Raw genomic sequence first — 20,360 nt, forward strand, 5'->3', positions numbered from 1 at the left:
CTTTAAACTATGTATATCATCTCTAATCTCATAAACTTATCGCATCCCCACTTTCGGAAAATACTGGATACAACTTATATATTATAGAGTTTCCCTATTACAAAATCTATAAGAAAAACTTCTAATACAAAGCATTCCTAACAAATAGACTCTATTGAGCAAGCCCTCCCCCTAAATCATAGAACTGACTCTTTAAAAAAGTTTATATTTCCGCAAAATATCAACAAAAAAGGGCTGCCTCTCCCTATGAAGGAAGAAACAGCCCGTGTGCTTCACGCGCAACAAAACTATGAATATATCAGCTCATACCACCATATGGATTATTCCAGCATCATCCAATATTTCTTACATCATAAATCATACCGGACTAAAAATCAAACGTTACTTTTCTCTCATGAAACATTTCAAAGATCATTCATGTATACCTGAACTTCCAGCTTGATAGCGTTGCTCATACACGTCCTTGTTGACCATCCTCAGCCCAAACAATCTGCGGATACGCTGTCCCGGCTTGGCCTTGAAGGTTACTGTCGCTTGATCCTTACCCTCCAGATATGCAGCCGGAATAGCAGTATTAACGTTGTAAAACTTATCGGCCTCATCAAAACCTTCACTAAAATGCTCAAGCGGATGACCGTTAATCAAAATATCAAAACCGCAGTTAGGCATTTCCAGTGTAGCTGTGTAGGTAATAACCAACAGCATCGGAGCAGACGGATCTGTATTCAGATCAAAAGAAAACCAGCCGTCAATTCCCGCATTCCGGTAAGGTCGGTTATTCACATATCCGGTGCGAGTCGAAGCATCTCCCTGGAAGTTATGATCTCGCTCCGGCTGCATTTCTCCGGGTTGGGCAAAATCAATCGTGCACTGCTCCAGAATCGCCAGCTTTTCGCGTGCCGCTGTATATTCCTGTTCCGCCTCCTGCCACGCTTCCTTGGTAAAAATGTCCCAGTATACGGAATACGTACGGTCATGCATTTTATACAGAGGAGATAATTCCACATCCCGGGGATGCCCTGCATTCAAGGTACGAAACGTATTGGTCTTGCCCTCCACGGGCTGAATCCAGGCATCCAGCTTTTCCGTTTGGGGGATGAATACTGGTGTGTACAGGAAATCCTTGGCTTTAGGATCTTCTAAGGGTCCAAGGTCGCCTGCCAGCACCAATGGTCCATACATGATAGCCGCCCGATCCGGGTTATCTGGCATCTGCTCCAGTCTCAGCGACATCGGAATCGTCACCTCTACAACGTCACCGTCAATCCACGTTCTGGCGATAGAGACAAAGCTGCCCGGTTCCGATACAACCGATTGCTCCTTGCCATTTACACGAATGGTAATTCCTTGTTCAGCCCAATATGGATAGCGGATGAGTAGCATAAATGAGGCAGGTTGATCGCATTGAATCTCCAGCGTCGTATGATCTGTATCTGGATAGGAAGTATTTTGTTTTAGCGTAACGCCTGTGTCCTTCCATTCCAGCGTGGAGGCAATGAACTGATTGACATATAGCTTATCGTGATCGTGAAAATAAATGCCGCTGCCGTAGCTCGCATGGTTTTCCATCCCTGTGCCGACACAGCACGTGAAATCATCAAATTTGCTTTCAAAATGCTTGTGCCCACCCATCGCCAGAGATAGAAAATACGTTACACCCCCGTGAACCGGGTCCTGCGAAGCCAAAATATGATTGAATAGACCTCGCTCATAAAAGTCCGCTTCCTTGGCGGAAGCATTCCATTGAAACAGATGATTGGTCAGCTTAAGCATGTTATAGGTATTGCACGTCTCCGTCGTATGAGGCCCGATGCGATCATTCAAGCCATCTGGCGCGCCAAAATATTCTCCAAAGCTATTCCCGCCAATGACATACGAATGATGATCCACCACCCGCTCCCAAAAAAACTCCACCGTTGCCCGGCGTTTCGTATCATTGGTCAGCTCATATTCCTTGGCAAGCCCGATCAGCTTCGGAATCTGTGTATTGGCGTGAATGCCCTGCAAACAGTCTTCCTGCGAGCTAAGCGGGTCCAGCACCAGCTTGTGCCAGAAGCATTCAGCCAGCCACAAGTAGCGCTCTTCCCCGGTATCCGCATACAAATCGGCCAATACCTCATTCATGCCTCCATATTCGCAAAACATCATCTGCTGGAGCTGCTCATCGCTCATCGGCTTCATAATTCCTTCGAGCCAGTCCGCCAGCTTGCGCTCTACATCTAATGCCTTATCACAGCCTGTCAAATGATGCGCATCCCGCAGGCCAGCGAATAACTTGTGCAGTGTATACAAGGGTGCCCAGGCACCGTTCAGGTCAAAGCCCTTCGAGCGAATATTTCCAGCAGACACCTCTTCAAAAAGTTCCTTCCCCCCTGGAATACCGGATACATATCCGTCACCATGCGCCGCCTGACAAACGGCTAGTTCATCCGTAATGTAATGTGCAATTTCTTTAAAACGCTCATCGCCCGTTGAAGCATACATCATGGAGCAAGCGGACAAGTAATGTCCCAGTGTATGACCGGAAATAGTCATCGCTTCCCAGCCTTCATACTGAGGCGCTTTGGGCGTAAGTCCGGCATATTCCCGAAAACGCGCCAGCAGGCGGTCTGGTTGAAGCTCCAACAGATAAGATCGGTTCAGCTCCATCGCCTGTTTGAAGGGACCTTCAGCCAATACCACCTCATTCAGTGCGAACGGCCTTGCTTTCATATGGGCTTTTGCTTTAAGAGTCACTTTCCGTTCCTCCTTTAAGGCGAATTTGGGATAAAAAAATGCATATCAAACACAATGAGCCGTTACGCGCCGCTGCCAGAGGTTTGCCCCCACTGCTGGTACAGCTGCGTTCTCGCCTCTGTAATGCCGGGATGAAACTGAATCAGCGCATGCTTGCGTGCAAAATGGACCTCACAGATCGCCTCCTGCACCCGCTGTTCCCCGCCTGCTCCGCCGAGTCCAGCGGCATGGAGCATGGAAGCGGCGGCTAATCGACCTTGGGCCATCGCGACCAGCCCGCTTTCGATGCCGGTAATATTGCCGGCAACGTACAGCCCTTTGAGCGAGGTTTCCATTCGCTCACCATGCAGTGGAACATGCCCGCCTAGCTCAGGGCTGTACACGAACTTGCACCCGGCTACCGCCGCCAGCTCAGCGAGCGGGTACAAGCCGCCGCTCAACGCCACGAAGTCGGCGGGTTCGACGCGCTCGCTGCCGGGAATAGGCGAGCCGTCCGGTTTAACGTGGATCAGGGTCACAGATTCGACCCGGTCCTGCCCGTTGACGGACAGCACTGCTGTCCGCAACCGGATCGGGATATCCCACAGACGGAAGCCTCTGTGGGGATAGCAGCACGCGATGAGTTTCTCCATCCGCATCGCAGCTGCGAGCCTGCCGCCTGCACGCATCCAGGCTGCAGGGGCCAGCCCCGACAGCTGAAGCAGCAGCTTCGCGGAGGCTGTCGGATCTGCCGCCGCACCAGCCAGCGGATTAGCGCACGGCAGTGTAATCGCCGCCACCTTCACCCCGGCGACAGACAGCTCGCGGGCAATCGCCATAGACAATACATTCATGCCTACTATGATGCCGCGTTCTCCCGGCTTAACGTAATGAACGTTGGTCATCACCTGCGCGGCCCCGATGGACATCACGCCCGGCAGCGTCCAGCCATCCAGCGGAACGGGAATTTCGGCAGCTCCAGTCGCCAGCAATACGTAATCCGCAGTGAACAATCCACAGGAAGTGGAAATTTCCCACGTCGTTGTATATTCCATACCATGTACGGAAACGCCGCAGCGAATGTCCACCCCAAGTTCCCTGCAACGGGTAATCAGCTCATCCGAAACGTGTTTTCCAACCCACCAGCCTTGACTGCCTTCCTCATGATATTGCCCGGGCATGCGTCCACCCGGCTCTGTAAACTCATCCAGTACCGTGACTGGCAATCCTTGCTCAGCAGCCGATACCGCTGCGGACAATCCGGCGGGACCCGCCCCAATGACGATGAGATGCGCCATTTCATTCATGTCACAATTCTCCCTGTGATTTCATTCGAAAGTTGCCGTCCGGTTTCCACCACCATACCTTCCTCCAGCTTGGTCAGGCAGGAACGGACGGTACCGAACGGATGAACCGTCAGGCGGCATTCGTTACAATGCCCAATGGCGCAGTATACACCTCTAGCCGTACCGGATTCCTCATGCCTTCTCAGCAAACGGACACCGCTGGCCAGCAGCGTTGCTGCCAATGGCTCTCCGGCCAATCCCTGCATAGGACGACCGTCAAAAATAAAAGATACCTGCCGCCGTTCCGGCTTTGGTCCCAAAATAGGGTGATTTACAATACGCATGCGGCTCATAAGGAACCTCCCTCTGCCAGCTGCCCGAACGTTACGGGACGTACGGGAGGCCTCTGTGACAACAGCTCCGCCTCCCGGCGGGCAGCAGGAACCTGATTGTAAAACCATGACTCCACCAATTGTCGGCATACCCTGCCCTGACATGCCCCCATCGTCACCCGCGTAGCCATTTTAAGCTGGCGCACGGTGTCCACGCCCATGCGGCAGGCCTGCTCCATCTGTGCGATACTCACTTCTTCACAGCGACATACGAGCAAATGACCTGATGCGCTCTCAACCGTCTCACTTCGTCCCGTCGCCCGCTTACTCATAGCTGATCGCGCAGGTTTTAATCGCTGAATAAAAATTCAGCGCCGCCTGGCCCTGTTCCCGGGTATGTGAACTGGATTGCTTCAGACCGCCGAACGGAGCCTGGTATTCGACACCAGCCGTCTCCTGATTAACCCGGACCATACCGGCGTTCGCCTCATCCAGAAACCGGTGAGCCAACCGCAAATCGCGGGTGAATAGAGAGGCACTTAATCCATAAATAGAATCATTGCACAGTCGAATCGCATCCTCGAAGTCGTCCGCCTGCATTACCCCCATCACAGGTCCAAAAATCTCCTCCTGAATCAATGGATGGGACGAATCAAGTCCAGTCGCCACCATCGGACGCACATAATATCCGTTATCCGTCCCGGCGGCGGCTCCACCTTCGGCTAAAATATCGGCTTCCCGGCGGGCGAGTGATACATAGGACATGACCTTCTCATACTGACCTGCCGATGCCACAGGTCCAAGATACGCATTGGGGTCAAGCGCCGGAGCGATCTGTATTTTTTCCACCGCTTGGCGTAAGGCTTCCGTGAATGTCTCATAGACAGACTGTTCCACAATCACCCGACTGGTGGCCGTGCATTTTTGCCCGGCTGAACGGAAAGCTCCGCTAACAATCATCGCTACTGCTTGCGCCACATCCGCGTCCTTCAGCACCACAGCGGCATTTTTACCGCCCATCTCGGTCTGGTACTTGATATTACGGCGTGCGCACCGTCCCGCAATGCCCAAACCTGTAGCAGTAGAACCCGTGAAGCTGACCGCATCCAGTACCGGATGCTCCAGTAAGGCATCGCCAATACGGTTACCTTGCCCAATGACTAAGTTCAGCACGCCGGGCGGAAGCTGCACCGCCTCGAATAGCTCGGCGACCCGTACTGCAGTTAATGAAGCATGTTCGGCAGGCTTCCAGATGACCGTGTTTCCGCACAAGAGTGCAGGGGCGATTTTCCATAGCGGAATAGCTACCGGAAAATTCCACGGCGTAATGACTGCCGTTACACCCAGCGGAATGCGCTTCGTGTATTGGAGCACTCCCGGCTCATTCGAAGGAATGACTGTACCGATGGATCGTACGCCCTCTGCCGCGTAGTATCGGAGCAGATGGACACCTCGCATGACCTCTCCGCGCATCTCGGTAATCGGCTTGCCCATCTCACGGCTAGCCAGCTCAGCCAATTCAGGTAATGCTGCCTCTAGTAACCCGGCTGCTTTGAACAGATAAACTCCCCGTGCTGCGGGACTTAACGCGGCCCAACCCGCCTGAGCCAGCCGTGCCGCATCCCCGGCCTGTGTAATATCGCCCGTTTCTGAAAAATGGACGACTCCGACCTCCTCCTTCAAGGCCGAAGGATTGTGAACCACCATTTCCTCGCCTGAAGGGTTCTGCCACTCACCGCCGATCCAATTTCGGCTCTCCATCGTCTTCACCTCCATTCAGGATGAAACTTCGCTTGGACGAACCGCCACCTCAAATGCTTCCCGAATGCGGTCATAATCCGCCTGCGGCAGCGCAAGTCTGGGCGGACGTGTCGGACCGACCGGAAATCCAGCCAGCTCCATCATATATTTGATGGACTGTACCAATTGCGGGCTGGCATCATAGTGGAACAGCGGCAGCAGCCTGCGATACAACGCGGACGCTTCCGCCATATTTCCCGCCTGCGCAAGTCGGAACAGCTCTACCCCTTCCTTGGGCAGCGCATTAGGTACCCCCGAAATCCAGCCTGTCGCGCCGAATAATGCCCCCTCCATCGCCAGATTATCTACTCCGACCATGACCTCCAGCTCTGTCTGATCCAAAATAGCGTGAATACGCCGTACATCACCGGAAAATTCCTTGACTGCTACGATATTTTCAATTCGCGACAAGTCCGCAAGAATATCTGGAGTCAAGTCAACCTTGTAATCATGGGGGTTGTTATACGCAATGATCGGCAAGCCCACCTCCGATAATGCTTCATAATGGGCCGTTACCTCGTGAGGCAGTGGATTATAATTAATGGGCGGCAGTGCCATGACACCCGCTGCTCCGGCATCCTTCGCATGCTGAATCCAATGCACCGCCTGTTTGGTGGACGGAGCCGCCGAGCCGACAACAACCGGGACACGCCCTGCCGCAGCGTCAATTACGGTATGCACAACCTGCGACCGTTCCTCCGGGGACAAAGCCGCATATTCTCCCAGCGATCCCGTAGGAACCAGTCCGCTAATGCCGCTTGCAATCAGATGCTCGCACAGCTCGGTCAGACGCTTATGGTCTACCTCCAGCTCTGCCGTGAACGGTGTAACCAAGGCCACATATACACCTTCAAAACGTGCCATATGCTCACCAACCCTTTCCCATCTTTATTTTCATATTCATCATTCGGGAATGATGCAAAATGCTCACATCAGCAAAAAACCTTCTTTAAGCGGGTCCTCGGGGTCCAACACAAATTGATGATGTCCCGTCACCCAAGCCGAGCCTGTAATTTGTGGAATGACTGCCGGATAAGGACCTATCTGCGTCTCGCCCACGATTTCAGCCCGAAACATGGAACCTGTGATGCTTTCATGCACAAACGGCTCATTTAAGCCCAGTTTTCCCTTGGCGTGCAGCACCGCTACCTTGGCCGAGGTTCCTGTGCCACAAGGAGAACGATCGATACCTCCCGGTGGGATGACGACGACATTGCGGCAATCGGCCTGTGGAGCCACAGGCTCCCCGTAAAATTCAATATGCGTCAATCCTTGAATAACCGGATTTTCAGGATGTACTACCTCAACAACAGCATTCACTGCCTCCCGAATCTGCACTGCTGTTCGTACAATTTTTGCCCCATTGCTCTGCTCCAGTGCAAGACCGATGGAAGCCGCCTCTACAATGCCGTAAAAGTTGCCCCCATACGCAATATCCAGCGTGACTTGACCGATATCCTCTACCTGGACCTCAACCTCACGGCGGTACACAAAAGAAGGGATGTTCGTGAACGTTACTTGCCGCACCTTGCCCGCATCCACCTTCAGCCGCACATGAACCGGGCCTGCCGGAGTGTCCAGCAATATTGATTTTTTATCCGCAGCAATCAGCCCGCCTTCCATCAGCGCTGTACATACTCCAATCGTATCGTGACCGCACATCGGTAAATAGCCGCCAGTCTCTATAAAAACCACACCGATATCTGCATCTGGATGACAAGGTTCTGTTAAAATGCAGCCCGACATCACCTCATGCCCTCGCGGCTCGAACATCAGCAGACGGCGAAAATCATCATGATGTGCTGCCATATAAGTCATTTTTTCCAGCATCGTATGACCTACCAGCTTAGGCGCGCCGTGAATGACCGTCCGCGTTGGATTGCCTCCCGTATGGGTATCAATGGTAGTAATTCTGCTCGGTACACTCATCCGGTTACCTCCCCGTGAACCTCGTGGCTGGTAAAAGCCTCCCCAAATCGGTCATATCGCAGCGGCTCCACCGGAATACAAGTGGATTCACTGCGTACCATTTCGGTCACCAGCTTACCCGTAACCGCCGCAAGACTGATGCCATCCCCCTCATGGCCAGAAGCGATAAACAACCCCGGTACTTCATCCACCGCTGATACAATTGGCAAATGATCAGGTGTCCATGGACGCAAGCCGGTATACGCCCGCATCAGCGGTATATTGGCTAAAGCAGGGAAAAAGCGAATGGCTCTGCGGGCGATTAAGCGAATCACTTGCTGATCGACACGTGTGTCCATACCGACAAACTGACGGCTGCTGCCGATCAGAATGTTTTGAGATGCGGTTGGCTCGAATACTAGCGCTACACCATATTTTTCATAAAGCTCACCCACACTCCGCTGACCACCAAACTTGCTCATCAGATAGCCGAACTCCATTACCTTGCGGTTCCCAATGGAAGGCATTCGGGCAGACACCAGTATATGCCCTTTGCGCGGCATGATCGGAAGGTCCAAACCGAGTGAATGACCGATGCTGCGTGTCCACACACCTGTCGCCAATACCACTGCACCTGCATGGATAGCGCCATTAGGCGTCTCCACCCCGCGGACGTTCCCCCTTTCGTCCTGAAGGATGGACTGTATCGGCATGCGCGGTAATAACTTGGCCCCCATCCGACGCGCGGCCTCGGCCAGTGCATACGTCATCAACACCGGATTTACAGTGGAATCTGTCGCACACTCCAGCCCGCCCGGCAAATCTTTCGCTAAATGCGGCCATTCCTCTCGCAAATCCTGCTGATCCAGCATGCGAAATGGAAGTCCTTCCTGCTCTTGACGGGTTACCCATTGCTCAGCCGCTTGCATCTCCTGATCGTTTTCACAGACCAGAATACTGCCAGGCGCACGATACTCGAACTCATCCTCCAGTTCCCTAGCCAGCTCTGCCACCAGCTCCTGCGATACCAACGACATTCGACTGTCAAACCCGGGCTCTTTATCGATTGCCAATATATTTCCATCACAACGGGACGAAGTGCCTCCTGCAATCTCCCCTCGCTCAGCCAGCACGACCTTCATACCGGACTTAGCCGCATAATAAGCGATGGCTGTACCGATGATTCCGCCGCCTACAATGACCAGATCCGCGGCATCATGTTTCATTCGCTTCCCTCCCTTCGACCGTTTTAATCTGTTTGTGAGGTATTATTTACAGCTTGAGCGTAAAGCTTTGTTTCACAGGCTTGCTCAGCTCATCATAATCCCGTAACTGTACGGTGAACGTATACGTCTTGTTGCCTGCTCCGCTGCCTGCTGTTCCGCTAATCGTTCCTGTAAAGCGGTCCAGTGTGAACCCTGCGGGCAGTTGACCGCCTGTCACCGTCCAATCGTAAAACGGAACGCCTCCCTTAGCCTCCAGCTTGGCCGTGTACGCTTTACCTTTGACGGGTGCTGGCAATTCCTTCGTCATGATTTCTGTCGCGAGGAAAGGAGTCAGGTCCTTACGTAGCGGCCAGCCTGCTTTTTCTGCTACCAGCAGCGAAAGCTTCGTGTTCATCCAACGCCGGGTCGGAAACAGATGGCGCCAGCCTCCATTTTGACCGCTCAATCGGTCGACTTCTGCAAGCTCTCCGGAGAGATGATAGCTGTCGTCCAGCGCGGCTGGTCTGTGCTGATAAGCCATAATATCCGGGTCATTGCCCGCCGCTTCCTTCAGCGCTTTGACACCCGGGAATGTGTCGCTGAATACAATCGCATGACCGAATTCATGCATGATCAGCCCATGCACATCCGTCACTTTGGACAGATCGGATTGATACCATTCTTCATCGTCTACGGATGTGAATGGAATCGCATCATCATAGAAATCCAGAATCAAACTATAGGAACGGTTCAGGTTCCCCGGGACGGTCACACCGTTACGTGTATGATAATTGCCGTTCGTGGCTGGAAAGCCCGTAGAATAGGGTCCGTTCAGCCCTCTCATAAACACCCACATGCCTTTGTAGGGCTTATCATTTGTCACCTGTATTTCATTTTGCCAGTCGTCTCCTGGCAGATGGTTTACCTCAGCGTTGGCAGGAACCTCATCGAAAGGAGCCAGATCAAAGAAATAGAACCAGTCCTTTACCGCCAGCTCTGCGGCTTTTTTGGTAGCCGCATCATTGAAATAAGGCTTGATCGTATCGAAGCGGTAATCAAAATGGAGAGGGACTGTGGGCTCTTCATTATCGTCCTGATCCAACACGCGAATCGGAATGGACTGAGTAGTCGTGTGACCATCATTTCCGGCAACGGACATAGACAGCGTATAGTTCTCTATTTCACCGTTTCCTCCAATCCGGTCAGGATGGATGGCTAACCGAAAATCTTTTTCCTCCTGTGCATTGGCAAAAGTCAGCGTTTTGCTTGCACCTTGCGCCGACAACGTACTTGGCAGATCCATCATCAGCCGGGACGTGCCCTGCGCATTTAACGTAACCGTTAACGGAAAAGCGGCATCCGCTGGCGGCTTCACTTTTAGCTTCACATACGGGTTCGCCAGATATCCTTGCCAATCAACCAGATCTATGCCATAATCGTTCACCGTCCGACTAAAGATGTCGATGACTTTTACATCCGACTCCGCCTCGGCATAAGCCTGTTGACCCGGAATAGCTGGTGTCAAAGCCACAATGAGAGAAGCCGCCAGCGCAGTCAGCCATATTTTGGTGTGTCTTTTATGCGTGTTCATTTGATCCCCTCCATCTCATTTTTGAATGACTTGCAAACTATGGATAGTTACCTATAACGCCACTGCGTTTTATAATAAAAGCAGTTCCTTAGGCGAAGAGGTCAGTACCTTGACACCGTCATCTGTGATCAGCACATCGTCCTCAATGCGAACCCCGCCGAAGCCTGGAATATAGATGCCTGGTTCCACGGTAATGACATGACCCGGTACGAGCACCGACTTACTTTCGCGGGACAGCCGTACCTGCTCATGAATTTCGAGACCAAAGCCGTGGCCCAGCCCATGACCAAACTGCTCCCCATAGCCGTAAGAGGCAATCACATCCCGCCCCAGACTGTCTCCCTCCCGACCGCTTAAGCCGGGACGAAGTCCTGCAATCGTCTTCATATTTGCTTCCAGCACAATGGCATACAATTTCTCATGTCGTTCTGAGGGCTGGCCTACGAATACGGTACGCGTGATATCGGATAGATAACCACGCACATTTGCGCCAAAATCCATTGTGACGAACTCGTTCTGACCAATCTCCTTGTCACTGGCCAGTCCGTGCGGCAGCGCCGAACGCTCACCTGAAGCGACAATGAACGCAAAACCGCCTGATTCCGCGCCTGCGAGCCGAAGCTGATATTCCAGTTCCGCCGCAATCCGCCGCTCTGTAACTCCAGGCTGAATACAATTCAGCACCTCCGTGAAGGCGGCATCGGTAATACGCGCAGCTTCGCTAATGGTGCGAATCTCTTCTTCGTCTTTCACATCGCGCAGCCGTTCAATGACATCCTCCGTTTGTACGTACTCCAACGAGCCCAGCGCGGCTTGTAGCTGTCCCGACTGTTGAAGTGAAACATGCCTGCTCTCCAAACCCAGTCTGTGGACACCCAATTTACTTGTGAGATCGGCCACGGTTTGGAAGATTTGCGCCTCATGCCGAATCACTGAATATTCCACTGCCTGATCTGTTGCCTGCATCATATAGCGGAAATCCGTCACTAAAAAAGCCTCTTCCTGCGTAACAAGTGCAATTCCAGCGGAGCCTGTAAATCCGGTCATATATCTTCGATTAGGCCCATGTGTAATAAGCAGTGCATCTATCCCTAGAGCCGGGAATTCCGAGCGTAACCGGGCCAGTCTGCCTGGAACACCCTGTAACGGTTTTGTCTTTTGACTCTCTTCCTCTTTCACTCGTACGCCTCCTTATTCCACATCTCTTTTCAGGGCATATGCCTTAGAACATACTCTCCACTTGCTTTTGAACACATGTATGCTCTTCTCGCTGCCGCTTTCCCGTAAGTCCTGCACCCAATTCTCCGTCTCTTTTTCAAGCATACCAGCGCGTCTCAGCTTCCTTTTAGCCTTTTATCCCTGTCAATGTGATGCCTTCGATAAAATAGCGCTGTCCGATAAAAAATATCAGGACGATGGGAGCCAAAATTGTGCTGGAAGCCGCCATCAGGTAAGGCCAGTTGGTATTGTTCAATCCCCGAAAAGTCGCTAGCCCCAGCGCTAGCGTAAAATGCTTTTCGTCACTTAAGTAAATAATCGGGCCCAAAAAATCATTCCACACATCAATAAATGTAAATATTCCGATCACGATCAATGCAGGCGAAGATAAAGGAATAATGACGCGCCATAGTACAGTCAGAGGCGTACCTCCGTCCATATAAGCCGCTTCGTCCAAATCGCGTGGAATCGTCAGCATGAATTGTCGCATCAAAAAGATGTTAAACGCCCCTCCACCGAACCATGCAGGAACAATCAGCGGCAGAAATGTATTCAGACCGCCCAGCTCACGCCACATCACGAAAGTGGGAATTAGCGTCACCGCGTAAGGCAGCATCATCGACCCGATCAGCAGAGAAAAGATCAGATTACGTCCAGGCCAGCGTAGGCGGGCAAAAGTAAACGCCGATACAATCGAGGTCAACATCACTCCTGCCAGCACACATACCTCAATGATGAACGTATTCATAAAATACCTGCCGAACGGTACTGAAGTCAGCGCTTCCGGGTAATTGCTCCATTGAAAAGGAGAGGGTATCCACTCTGGCGGGAACACGAAAATTTGGGATGTCCCCATCAGAGAGCTACGAATGAGCCATACAAATGGCAACAGCATTAAAACACTACCTATCATTAAAACGATATACAGTACAACACGGCTGATTGGGAATGGTTTGGAACGGGTGGCGGTAGCAGGACTTCGGGAGCGTTCAGGCTGTGGAAGCGGATGTTGTGGTGTTTCTGAAGGATTGACAGAAGAAGTGACCTGATTCATGAACGTTCCCCTCCTTCATAGTGGACCCACTTTTTGGATGTGGAGAAAATCAGAACCGTTAGGACCATGATGACGAAAAATAAGATCCAGGCCAGCGCTGAGGCGTAGCCGATTTTAGTCTCCGTAAAGGCCGTACGCCACAAGTAGAACACATAGAACAGGGTTGAATTGTTAGGTCCCCCGTTGGTCATGACATACGCCTGATTGAATGCCTGAAAGGTGCTGATTAAAGACATGACCAGATTGAAGAAAATGGTTGGTGTCATCGAAGGAATGGTAATGTGAAAAAATTTGTGCCACCTATTGCCGCCGTCTACCTCAGCTGCTTCATACAGATGGGTGGGAACCGACTGAAGTCCCGCCAAAAAGATAATGACCGTGTTCCCGATCCCCCAGGTGCTCATCATGATCAGCGAGGGTATTGCAGTGCTCTCGTCATAAATCCATTTGCTCCCTGGCAGTCCAACGCTCTCCAGCAGCGAATTTAACAGACCAAAATCCGGGTTGAACATCCACAGCCACAGCATCGTGTTGGCAATACTCGGTACAATGGTAGGTAAATAATAAATCGTACGGAACACCGACAAACCCTTCACCTTTTGATTTAATAACAGCGCAATGATAAAAGCTGCCGCCAAGCCTAGAGGTACGCTACCCAGTGCATAATATGTGGTCACGAACATGGATTGGGAAAAGGTAGCATCCTCGGTCAAAATGGTTCGGTAATTGTCCAATCCGATAAAGGTCATCTGTCCGCCAATCGTCCAATCGGTTAAGCTGAATACGAACGAGGCCGCAATCGGTCCAATTGTAAATATCATTAATCCGAGGATGGCAGGAAGCGCGAATAGCAGACCCCAGTTTCGCTCCATGCGCATCATTCCTGATTTTGGTCGCTTCATGGGCAGTTCTCCTTTCGCAGCTGTCCCGCCGCATTATTCATCCGGGTATACTCCTTGAAGCAATGGCTGAATGATAGGTTCCAGTTCATCCAGCGCCTGCTGCGGCGTCTTCTTGTTCGTCCAAATCAGATCCAGCCCTGGGGTCAGCTTGGAACCGATATCAGGCCAGTTGCGAAGGGTCGAAGTTGACGGCTTGGTCGCATAATCTCTGGCATACTCAATGCCAGCCTTTTGAAATTCCGGTGGATGTGCGGCATTATTTGTCCATGACTGGATGGCCTGCTCATCGGTATAATATTTTTCCTCGATAGGCATCCAAAGACCAGACTTGAACAGATCCACCTTTTCGGGATTGTTATGGTACAAATAAAATTCGAGCGCTTCCTTCGGGTGCTTGGTGCTCTGGAAAATGACCGTGGCTCCCGCAACAATCATCGTTTTGGGTTCTTTTAGCTTCGGCAGAACGCCGATACTCCATTGCAGCTGCTTGTTGTTCGAAAAATCGAGCAGGGACCATGTCCCGTCTACCACCATTGCGACCTTTCTTGTCTGAAGCCGAATCGTATTGGACGGCATGTCCTGCTGCTGGATCAAATCAGGAGAAACATGCTCCTTGAAAACCAGATCCTGCAACTTCTGAAAAACCTCCACCGACTCAGGACTGTTCAGGGTGTACTTCTTGCCCGTTTTGTCAGTCAAACCTCCACCGTTGCTCGCTAAAAGCGGCCCCCAGGAGCTGCGGTCATTGCCAAAGGCAAAGCCGTATTGCACAATATTTTTCGGATCAAATCCACTGTCTCCCGGATGCTTGCCGTTCTGATCCTTGGTCAGCTTTTTGGCAATTTCCAGAAATTCATCCCATGTCCACGCTTTTTGAGGATCAGCCGGAGGGACGGGTACCCCTGCTTCTGTAAACAACTCCTTGTTGTAAAATAACTGCATCACTTCCAATGCGGTGTAATTTCCGATAGACTTGCCAGGTTCGCTGTAGAGATAGGAGGATTTGAGCTTGTTTTTTAATTCGGGATATTCGTCATAATAAGAGGATAAATCCAGGAGTCTGCCTTCACTTGCCCATTTCATCGTGAGGGAATCGCCCAAGTAGGCGATATCAGGAAGCTGATTGGCAGCCATTAACGTGTTAATTTTCGTCGTGTAGTCACCAGGGACATGCTCGCCCTTCACCCGAATGTTCGGGTGGGATGTATTAAAGCTTTGAATCATTTTTTCCATCGCCTGCTTCTCGTCATTGCTTCCCCAGTACATGAACTTGAGTTCGACCGCATTGGGATTAGTCGGTTCGCCAGCGTTACCACTGCAAGCCGTCAGCCCTGTCAACATCGCCGTCATCACGAGAGCCATCCATGTCCGTAACCTTCGTTTCAGCAAATCAACCGGCCCCTTCCTGAACTGGTTTCTCCTTACAAGCCTATTATGCGCCGAGAGCCCAGAGCCGACCACCCAACGACTCCAGACTCTCTTTGTTTTGGTATGATTTTTTTAACAGCGCGTTTACAAAAATGTTTTACGAAACTCCGTCGGGGTCAGTCCGGTATGCTTTTTAAAGGCAATGCTAAAATAGTTGGTATCTGTGAATCCCACAACCTCCGCTACCTCCGCCACCTTGCGATTCGCGTCCAGCAGCAGTTCTCGGGCTCGCTCAAAGCGAACACGCGTCTGGTAGTCGGCGAAGCTTTCACCTGTAACTTGCTTGAAACGGGCACTCAAATATTTGGGGCTCATATTCATGTACTCTGCAAGACGGTTCAGCCCGCCATCCTCCTGAAGATGCTCCCGAATCCATTCCTTGGCCCGTTGGAATTTGCGTGGAATCCCCTTCTCACGTGATTCTCGGACATGACGACCCACCCGAACAAAATAGCGCGATACATAATCAATCATCTCGGGCCCATGCCGTAATCGGGACAGCTCCAACAACGGGTCCTGCTCCTGCATGGACGTTTGTCCTACAGATGCATCACTCTGAACGATCCGCATGACGAACAGCACGAGCTGAGTGACAATCATTTTCACCTGCTTGACGGGCAACCCTGTCAACTGTCCTGACCATTCCTGTAAAATCGCATGTACGGCAGCATCATTGCCTGCTCGAATTTCCGTAATCATTAGCAGTTCCTTCTCCAGTAATTGACTGCTGTTCGGCTCGGCCGCCTGAATACTCTCATAGGGGATGATCTGGCTATAGCCCACCCACCCCCGATGCTCTGCCGCTTGCACAGCTTCCTCATACGCTTCGGGAAGTTGCTCCATCCGTTGTACGGGACGGCTAATCCCGATGGACACGCCCTGGCTCAATCGTTCCTGCACGGCCTGCCGAATCTGCTGTGCCGTCCGTTCCGCCGCCCTGCAAGATGCCGTCGCCAGCAGCACAACATGCCGATCGCGGGAAACCGCCGCACCATGCGCCTTCGCCCCGGCTGCTGCCGCAGCCTCCCCAGCCAGTCCGGCGAATACATGGCTGCTTTTATGCATGGAACCGTGTGGCTTGCTAGTGGCGGTTGCCTCCTGCTGCGACGCCTCCTCCAGCTCGCAGCACAGCACGGTATAAGGCGGCCCATTCGTCTCGCCGAAAAATCCCAGCCCGTCCATGTCCCGAATGACCTCGGCTGCAGGACGCCGCTGCTGGAGCAAATCCAGCAGTAGATGCTCCCTGTACAATGGCTCCAATGAACGATGGCGGTGAATGGCTTCCTCCTCGCTTCTTCGCCATTGCGCAATGCGATCCTCTGCCCGGCTCAATGCCGCTTCGAAATCCTCGCTGGTCACCGGCTTGAGCAAATAATCGACCGCTTGAAGCGAAACTGCCTGACGAATATATGTCATAGATTCGTACCCTGTCAGGAATAATAACGGAGTCTGCTGATCCTTTTCCCGAATGATTTTTGCTACGTCCAGTCCACTCATATCCGGTAAATTAATATCCAGTAAAATCATGTCCGGTCGCTGCTCCGTATACAAACGTAATGCCGTTGTGCCGTCCTCCGCCACATCACTGATTTCCACTGACAGGCCACTTTCCGCCACCATCAGCTTCAGTCCTTCCCGAATATGATATTCGTCGTCCACAATCAGCAGCCGGTACATGCCATCCTCCCCTTTCTTATTCGGTTCGAATGGGTGCCAGTAAAGTAACCGAGGTGTATTGACCCGGCTCGCTTGTCACGGACAGTCCATATTGCGGACCATAATGCCGAAGACGTTCATGCACATTGCGCAGCCCAAAGCCAATAGCACTCCCCCGTTCCGCATCCAGCGACTTCCGGATATCGTTCAGACGCTCGGCTCCAATACCGCCCCCATCATCACTGACCGTCAAACGCAACATATCCCCTTCCCTTGTACCGGATAACATGATATAGCCACGGTCGGTGCGCCCTTTTAAGCCGTGGTAAATAGCATTTTCGACGAGCGGCTGGAGGATTAGTTTGGGTACATAAAATCCGCAAATATCCTCCTCGACCTCGCAAATCCACTCGAACGAATTCCTAAACCTGAACTGCTGCACCTTCACATAGGCGCTTACATGCTCGACTTCCTGTCCCAAACTGATTTGCTCTCGGCCATAACTTAGCGAAATGCGAAAGCATTTTCCGAAGGCACCGATTACCTCTGCCATATCCCGTTGCCCATTCGCCAAGGCCATTCCCTTTAGGGATTCTAGCGTGTTGTACAAAAAATGCGGATTAATCTGCGCCTGAAGCGCGCGGAACTCAGCCTGCTTACGCGACAGCAACGCTTCGTAGACCTGACCGTACAGTTCATGATTTTTTTGCATCATATGAAGAAAACGCTCCCCGATCTGCCCTACCTCATCCTTAGGATTAAAAACAACGGAAGTAGGAGCTTCGAAAGCTTGGGCTGAGCCTGTAGCGCTCACACTCCCATCGACCGCCATTAATCGGCTCAATTGAAGCAGGGGGCGACGAATCGTGTCACTCAGCCGATAAGACAGCATCCAGCCCAACATCAGTGCAATCAAAAAAGTCCAGATGGTCCAGGCGCCGATTTTCCGCGCATCCTCGAACAACACAGACTGATCGACTTTTTGTAGCAGCGTCCATTGTCCTTCATTTAACGGGCCGTAAGAGATCATCGTCTGGCGGCCGTTCCATGTTCTCCAGTCCTTCGTAAGCACAGGCCTATCCACAGCCGATTTGGCAATCTGCCGCAATAGCGCTTGATCCGCAACACCCTGCTCCGGCAATCGGTATACAGGCTCGCCCTCCTGATCAAGCACCCACATCTGGGTATTGCCATCTGTTTCATGAAAAGCAAGCCCCCGAAACAGACTGGCCTTGTCGATTTCCAGCAGCAAAAATCCGAGTGGTGCATAATCTCCAGTCGTTTTTCGGAGCAGTTTCCCCACATAGATGCGATCCTCCGCCATCCCGCGTCCGGATTCAAACGGCGAATGAGCCATCCACATCATGGGCCGCTCGGCGAGTAGGCGGCGATAGTACACACGTGCTTCCTGTAATGTAGGAAGGCCGCCAAAACGGACCGAAACATTCCCCTGATAGAGAGAATGCTTGAGCCCGCCATTGGCGGCATATATGAGAGAGGACGTGATATACGGCTTGGTCTGGGTTTGCGTACGGACAACCATACTGAGTGTTTCATCGTTCCGTAAATATTCATAATCATCTTCCGGCTTGGTCTCCAGTGTGGACTGCACATCAGGATTGCTGAGAATGGCATTGGTTAGATCATTCAAATCGGAGAGCGTCGCATTGACGTAATTTTCACTCATTTGCCGGGACTGCATAGCCAGTGCTTCCGACTTCTCACCAAGGGAATGGGCCGCGATCCGGTAAAAGGTAAAGGTCAGTACCACCATCGGAATGACGGTGAGTACCAGCGTCAGTACAATGAATTTCCCACGGATTGTAGGAATCCCGGCGAACTTTTGACGACCACGGCCTCCCATTCATCTGCCTCCCTTACACATAGGCTGGGAGCCATGTCCCGTGGGCTGCAATCAGGTCATCACACAGAGAAACGATATCATCCATGGACAGCTCTGCGGACGTGTGCGGGTCCAACATAGCAGCATGATAAATGTGCTCCTTTTTCCCGGTGATTGCAGCTTCAATCGTTAACAGCTGGGTATTAATATTCGTCCGGTTCAACGCTGCGCATTGGGGTGGCAAATCCCCGACAAAGGTTGGCGTAACCCCGCTACGATTCACCAGACAAGGTACCTCCACACAGGCTTCCTTCGGCAGATTGGTAATTAAGCCTGTGTTCATCACATTGCCGCCAATGGCAAAAGGCTGATTCGTTTCGATCGCCTCAAATATATAAGAGGCATACTCGTTTGACCGTTCATGACGCAGATCCTGATTACCCAAAAGCTCTTCACGCATCGTTTCCCATCGTTCAATCTGGCTCACACAGCGGCGCGGGTATTCATCCAAAGGAATATTGAAGCGCTCAATCAGCTCAGGGTATGCCCGTTTGATAAAATACGGATGATATTCCGCGTTATGCTCGGACGATTCCGTAATGTAATAGCCGAATTTTAGCATCATTTCAAAGCGCACCATATCCTGATGCTTTTCCTGCTGCTTAGCGGCGGCTCGTTTTTTTATCTCAGGATATAAATCTACACCGTCCTTGCTCACTTCGAGCAGCCACGCCATATGATTGATGCCTGCGATTTTTGCCTTTACACCTTCCTGCTCCAGCCCGAGGCTTTTAAACAGCTCCGGTATACACGCCTGCACGCTATGACACAGCCCTACCGTACGGACACCGCCATAAACGTTCATCACATTCGTTAGCACTGCCATCGGATTCGTGTAGTTGAGAAACCATGCATCTGGGCAAACCTCGCGTACATCTGCCGCAAAATCGAGCATCACCGGAATCGTACGTAAATTGCGGAAAATACCGCCAATGCCAACCGTATCGGCAATCGTTTGGCGCAGGCCGTATTTTTTAGGAATTTCAAAATCCGTAATTGTACACGGATCATAGCCGCCTACTTGGATGGCGTTTACCACATAGGTCGCCCCACGTAGTGCTTCCTTGCGATCAGTGTAGGAGCGAATCACACAGGTACTCCCTGTTGTTTTTTTCAAATTGGATAAAATATTTTCCGAATCTTTCAGCCTTACGGGGTCAATATCGAACAACGCCAACTCAAAGCCCTGCAAAGCAGGCGTCAACATACAATCGCCAAGCACATTTTTAGCAAATACCGTACTGCCTGCACCCAGAAATGTAATCTTGCTCATACTTTTTCCCCCATTCACATTTTTGTTCGCAGCTTTGCACTCCAAATGCAAGGATACCCACCGCCACTCTCCCCTTTACAGGAGGAAAG

Annotated in this window: 16 protein-coding genes; all 16 read right to left on the reverse strand. The window is 51.7% G+C overall.

Features of this window, described 5'->3' with window-relative positions; translation table 11 throughout:
• Positions 1–411: 411 nt before the first annotated feature.
• Entirely contained in the window at positions 412–2,712 is a 2,301-nt protein-coding gene (locus tag BM358_RS06165) for a glycoside hydrolase family 127 protein (RefSeq protein WP_049828526.1), read from the reverse strand.
• Positions 2,713–2,798: 86 nt separating this feature from the next.
• A complete protein-coding gene (locus tag BM358_RS06170; RefSeq protein ID WP_081327416.1) occupies positions 2,799–4,022 on the reverse strand; it encodes an NAD(P)/FAD-dependent oxidoreductase in 1,224 nt (407 codons plus the stop codon).
• Entirely contained in the window at positions 4,019–4,354 is a 336-nt protein-coding gene (locus tag BM358_RS06175; protein WP_028543232.1) for a (2Fe-2S)-binding protein, read from the reverse strand. Before BM358_RS06175 ends, BM358_RS06170 begins: the two co-directional genes overlap by 4 nt.
• Positions 4,351–4,665, reverse strand: coding sequence for a (2Fe-2S)-binding protein (locus BM358_RS06180; protein ID WP_068938458.1), 315 nt, complete (start codon positions 4,663–4,665; stop codon positions 4,351–4,353). Before BM358_RS06180 ends, BM358_RS06175 begins: the two co-directional genes overlap by 4 nt.
• Positions 4,658–6,094, reverse strand: coding sequence for an aldehyde dehydrogenase family protein (locus BM358_RS06185; RefSeq protein WP_028543233.1), 1,437 nt, complete (start codon positions 6,092–6,094; stop codon positions 4,658–4,660). The genes BM358_RS06180 and BM358_RS06185 overlap by 8 nt, the downstream gene beginning before the upstream one ends.
• Before the next feature lie 15 nt (positions 6,095–6,109).
• Positions 6,110–6,997 carry a dihydrodipicolinate synthase family protein gene (locus BM358_RS06190; RefSeq protein WP_028543234.1) on the reverse strand — a complete coding sequence of 296 codons (888 nt, stop codon included), beginning with the start codon at positions 6,995–6,997 and terminating at the stop codon, positions 6,110–6,112.
• 63 nt (positions 6,998–7,060) lie between these two features.
• Positions 7,061–8,062, reverse strand: coding sequence for a proline racemase family protein (locus tag BM358_RS06195; protein WP_028543235.1), 1,002 nt, complete (start codon positions 8,060–8,062; stop codon positions 7,061–7,063).
• Positions 8,059–9,267 (reverse strand): NAD(P)/FAD-dependent oxidoreductase, encoded by a 1,209-nt coding sequence (locus tag BM358_RS06200; RefSeq protein WP_028543236.1) that lies wholly within the window; start codon positions 9,265–9,267, stop codon positions 8,059–8,061. Before BM358_RS06200 ends, BM358_RS06195 begins: the two co-directional genes overlap by 4 nt.
• A 46-nt stretch (positions 9,268–9,313) precedes the next feature.
• A complete protein-coding gene (locus BM358_RS06205) occupies positions 9,314–10,837 on the reverse strand; it encodes an Ig domain-containing protein (RefSeq protein ID WP_028543237.1) in 1,524 nt (507 codons plus the stop codon).
• A gap of 69 nt (positions 10,838–10,906) precedes the next feature.
• Complete coding sequence (locus BM358_RS06210) at positions 10,907–12,016, reverse strand: M24 family metallopeptidase (protein WP_028543238.1); 1,110 nt, start codon at positions 12,014–12,016, stop codon at positions 10,907–10,909.
• Positions 12,017–12,182: 166 nt separating this feature from the next.
• On the reverse strand, positions 12,183–13,109 hold the full coding sequence (locus BM358_RS06215) for a carbohydrate ABC transporter permease (protein WP_023987249.1): 927 nt from the start codon (positions 13,107–13,109) through the stop codon (positions 12,183–12,185).
• The gene (locus BM358_RS06220; RefSeq protein ID WP_028543239.1) at positions 13,106–14,011 is read right to left on the reverse strand and encodes a carbohydrate ABC transporter permease; all 906 of its coding nucleotides are present in this window, start codon (positions 14,009–14,011) and stop codon (positions 13,106–13,108) included. Before BM358_RS06220 ends, BM358_RS06215 begins: the two co-directional genes overlap by 4 nt.
• Before the next feature lie 33 nt (positions 14,012–14,044).
• The gene (locus tag BM358_RS06225) at positions 14,045–15,400 is read right to left on the reverse strand and encodes an ABC transporter substrate-binding protein (protein WP_231517281.1); all 1,356 of its coding nucleotides are present in this window, start codon (positions 15,398–15,400) and stop codon (positions 14,045–14,047) included.
• A gap of 123 nt (positions 15,401–15,523) precedes the next feature.
• A complete protein-coding gene (locus BM358_RS06230) occupies positions 15,524–17,116 on the reverse strand; it encodes a response regulator (RefSeq protein WP_028543241.1) in 1,593 nt (530 codons plus the stop codon).
• A gap of 16 nt (positions 17,117–17,132) precedes the next feature.
• Positions 17,133–18,959: a cache domain-containing sensor histidine kinase gene (locus BM358_RS06235; protein WP_028543242.1), complete on the reverse strand. Its 1,827-nt coding sequence runs from the start codon at positions 18,957–18,959 to the stop codon at positions 17,133–17,135.
• A 13-nt stretch (positions 18,960–18,972) separates the two neighbouring features.
• Entirely contained in the window at positions 18,973–20,271 is a 1,299-nt protein-coding gene (locus BM358_RS06240; protein WP_028543243.1) for an alpha-glucosidase/alpha-galactosidase, read from the reverse strand.
• Positions 20,272–20,360 lie beyond the last annotated feature (89 nt).

The organism is Paenibacillus sp. cl130 (assembly GCF_900116035.1).
In the GTDB taxonomy this organism is placed as follows: Bacteria; Bacillota; Bacilli; order Paenibacillales; family Paenibacillaceae; genus Paenibacillus; species Paenibacillus polymyxa_B.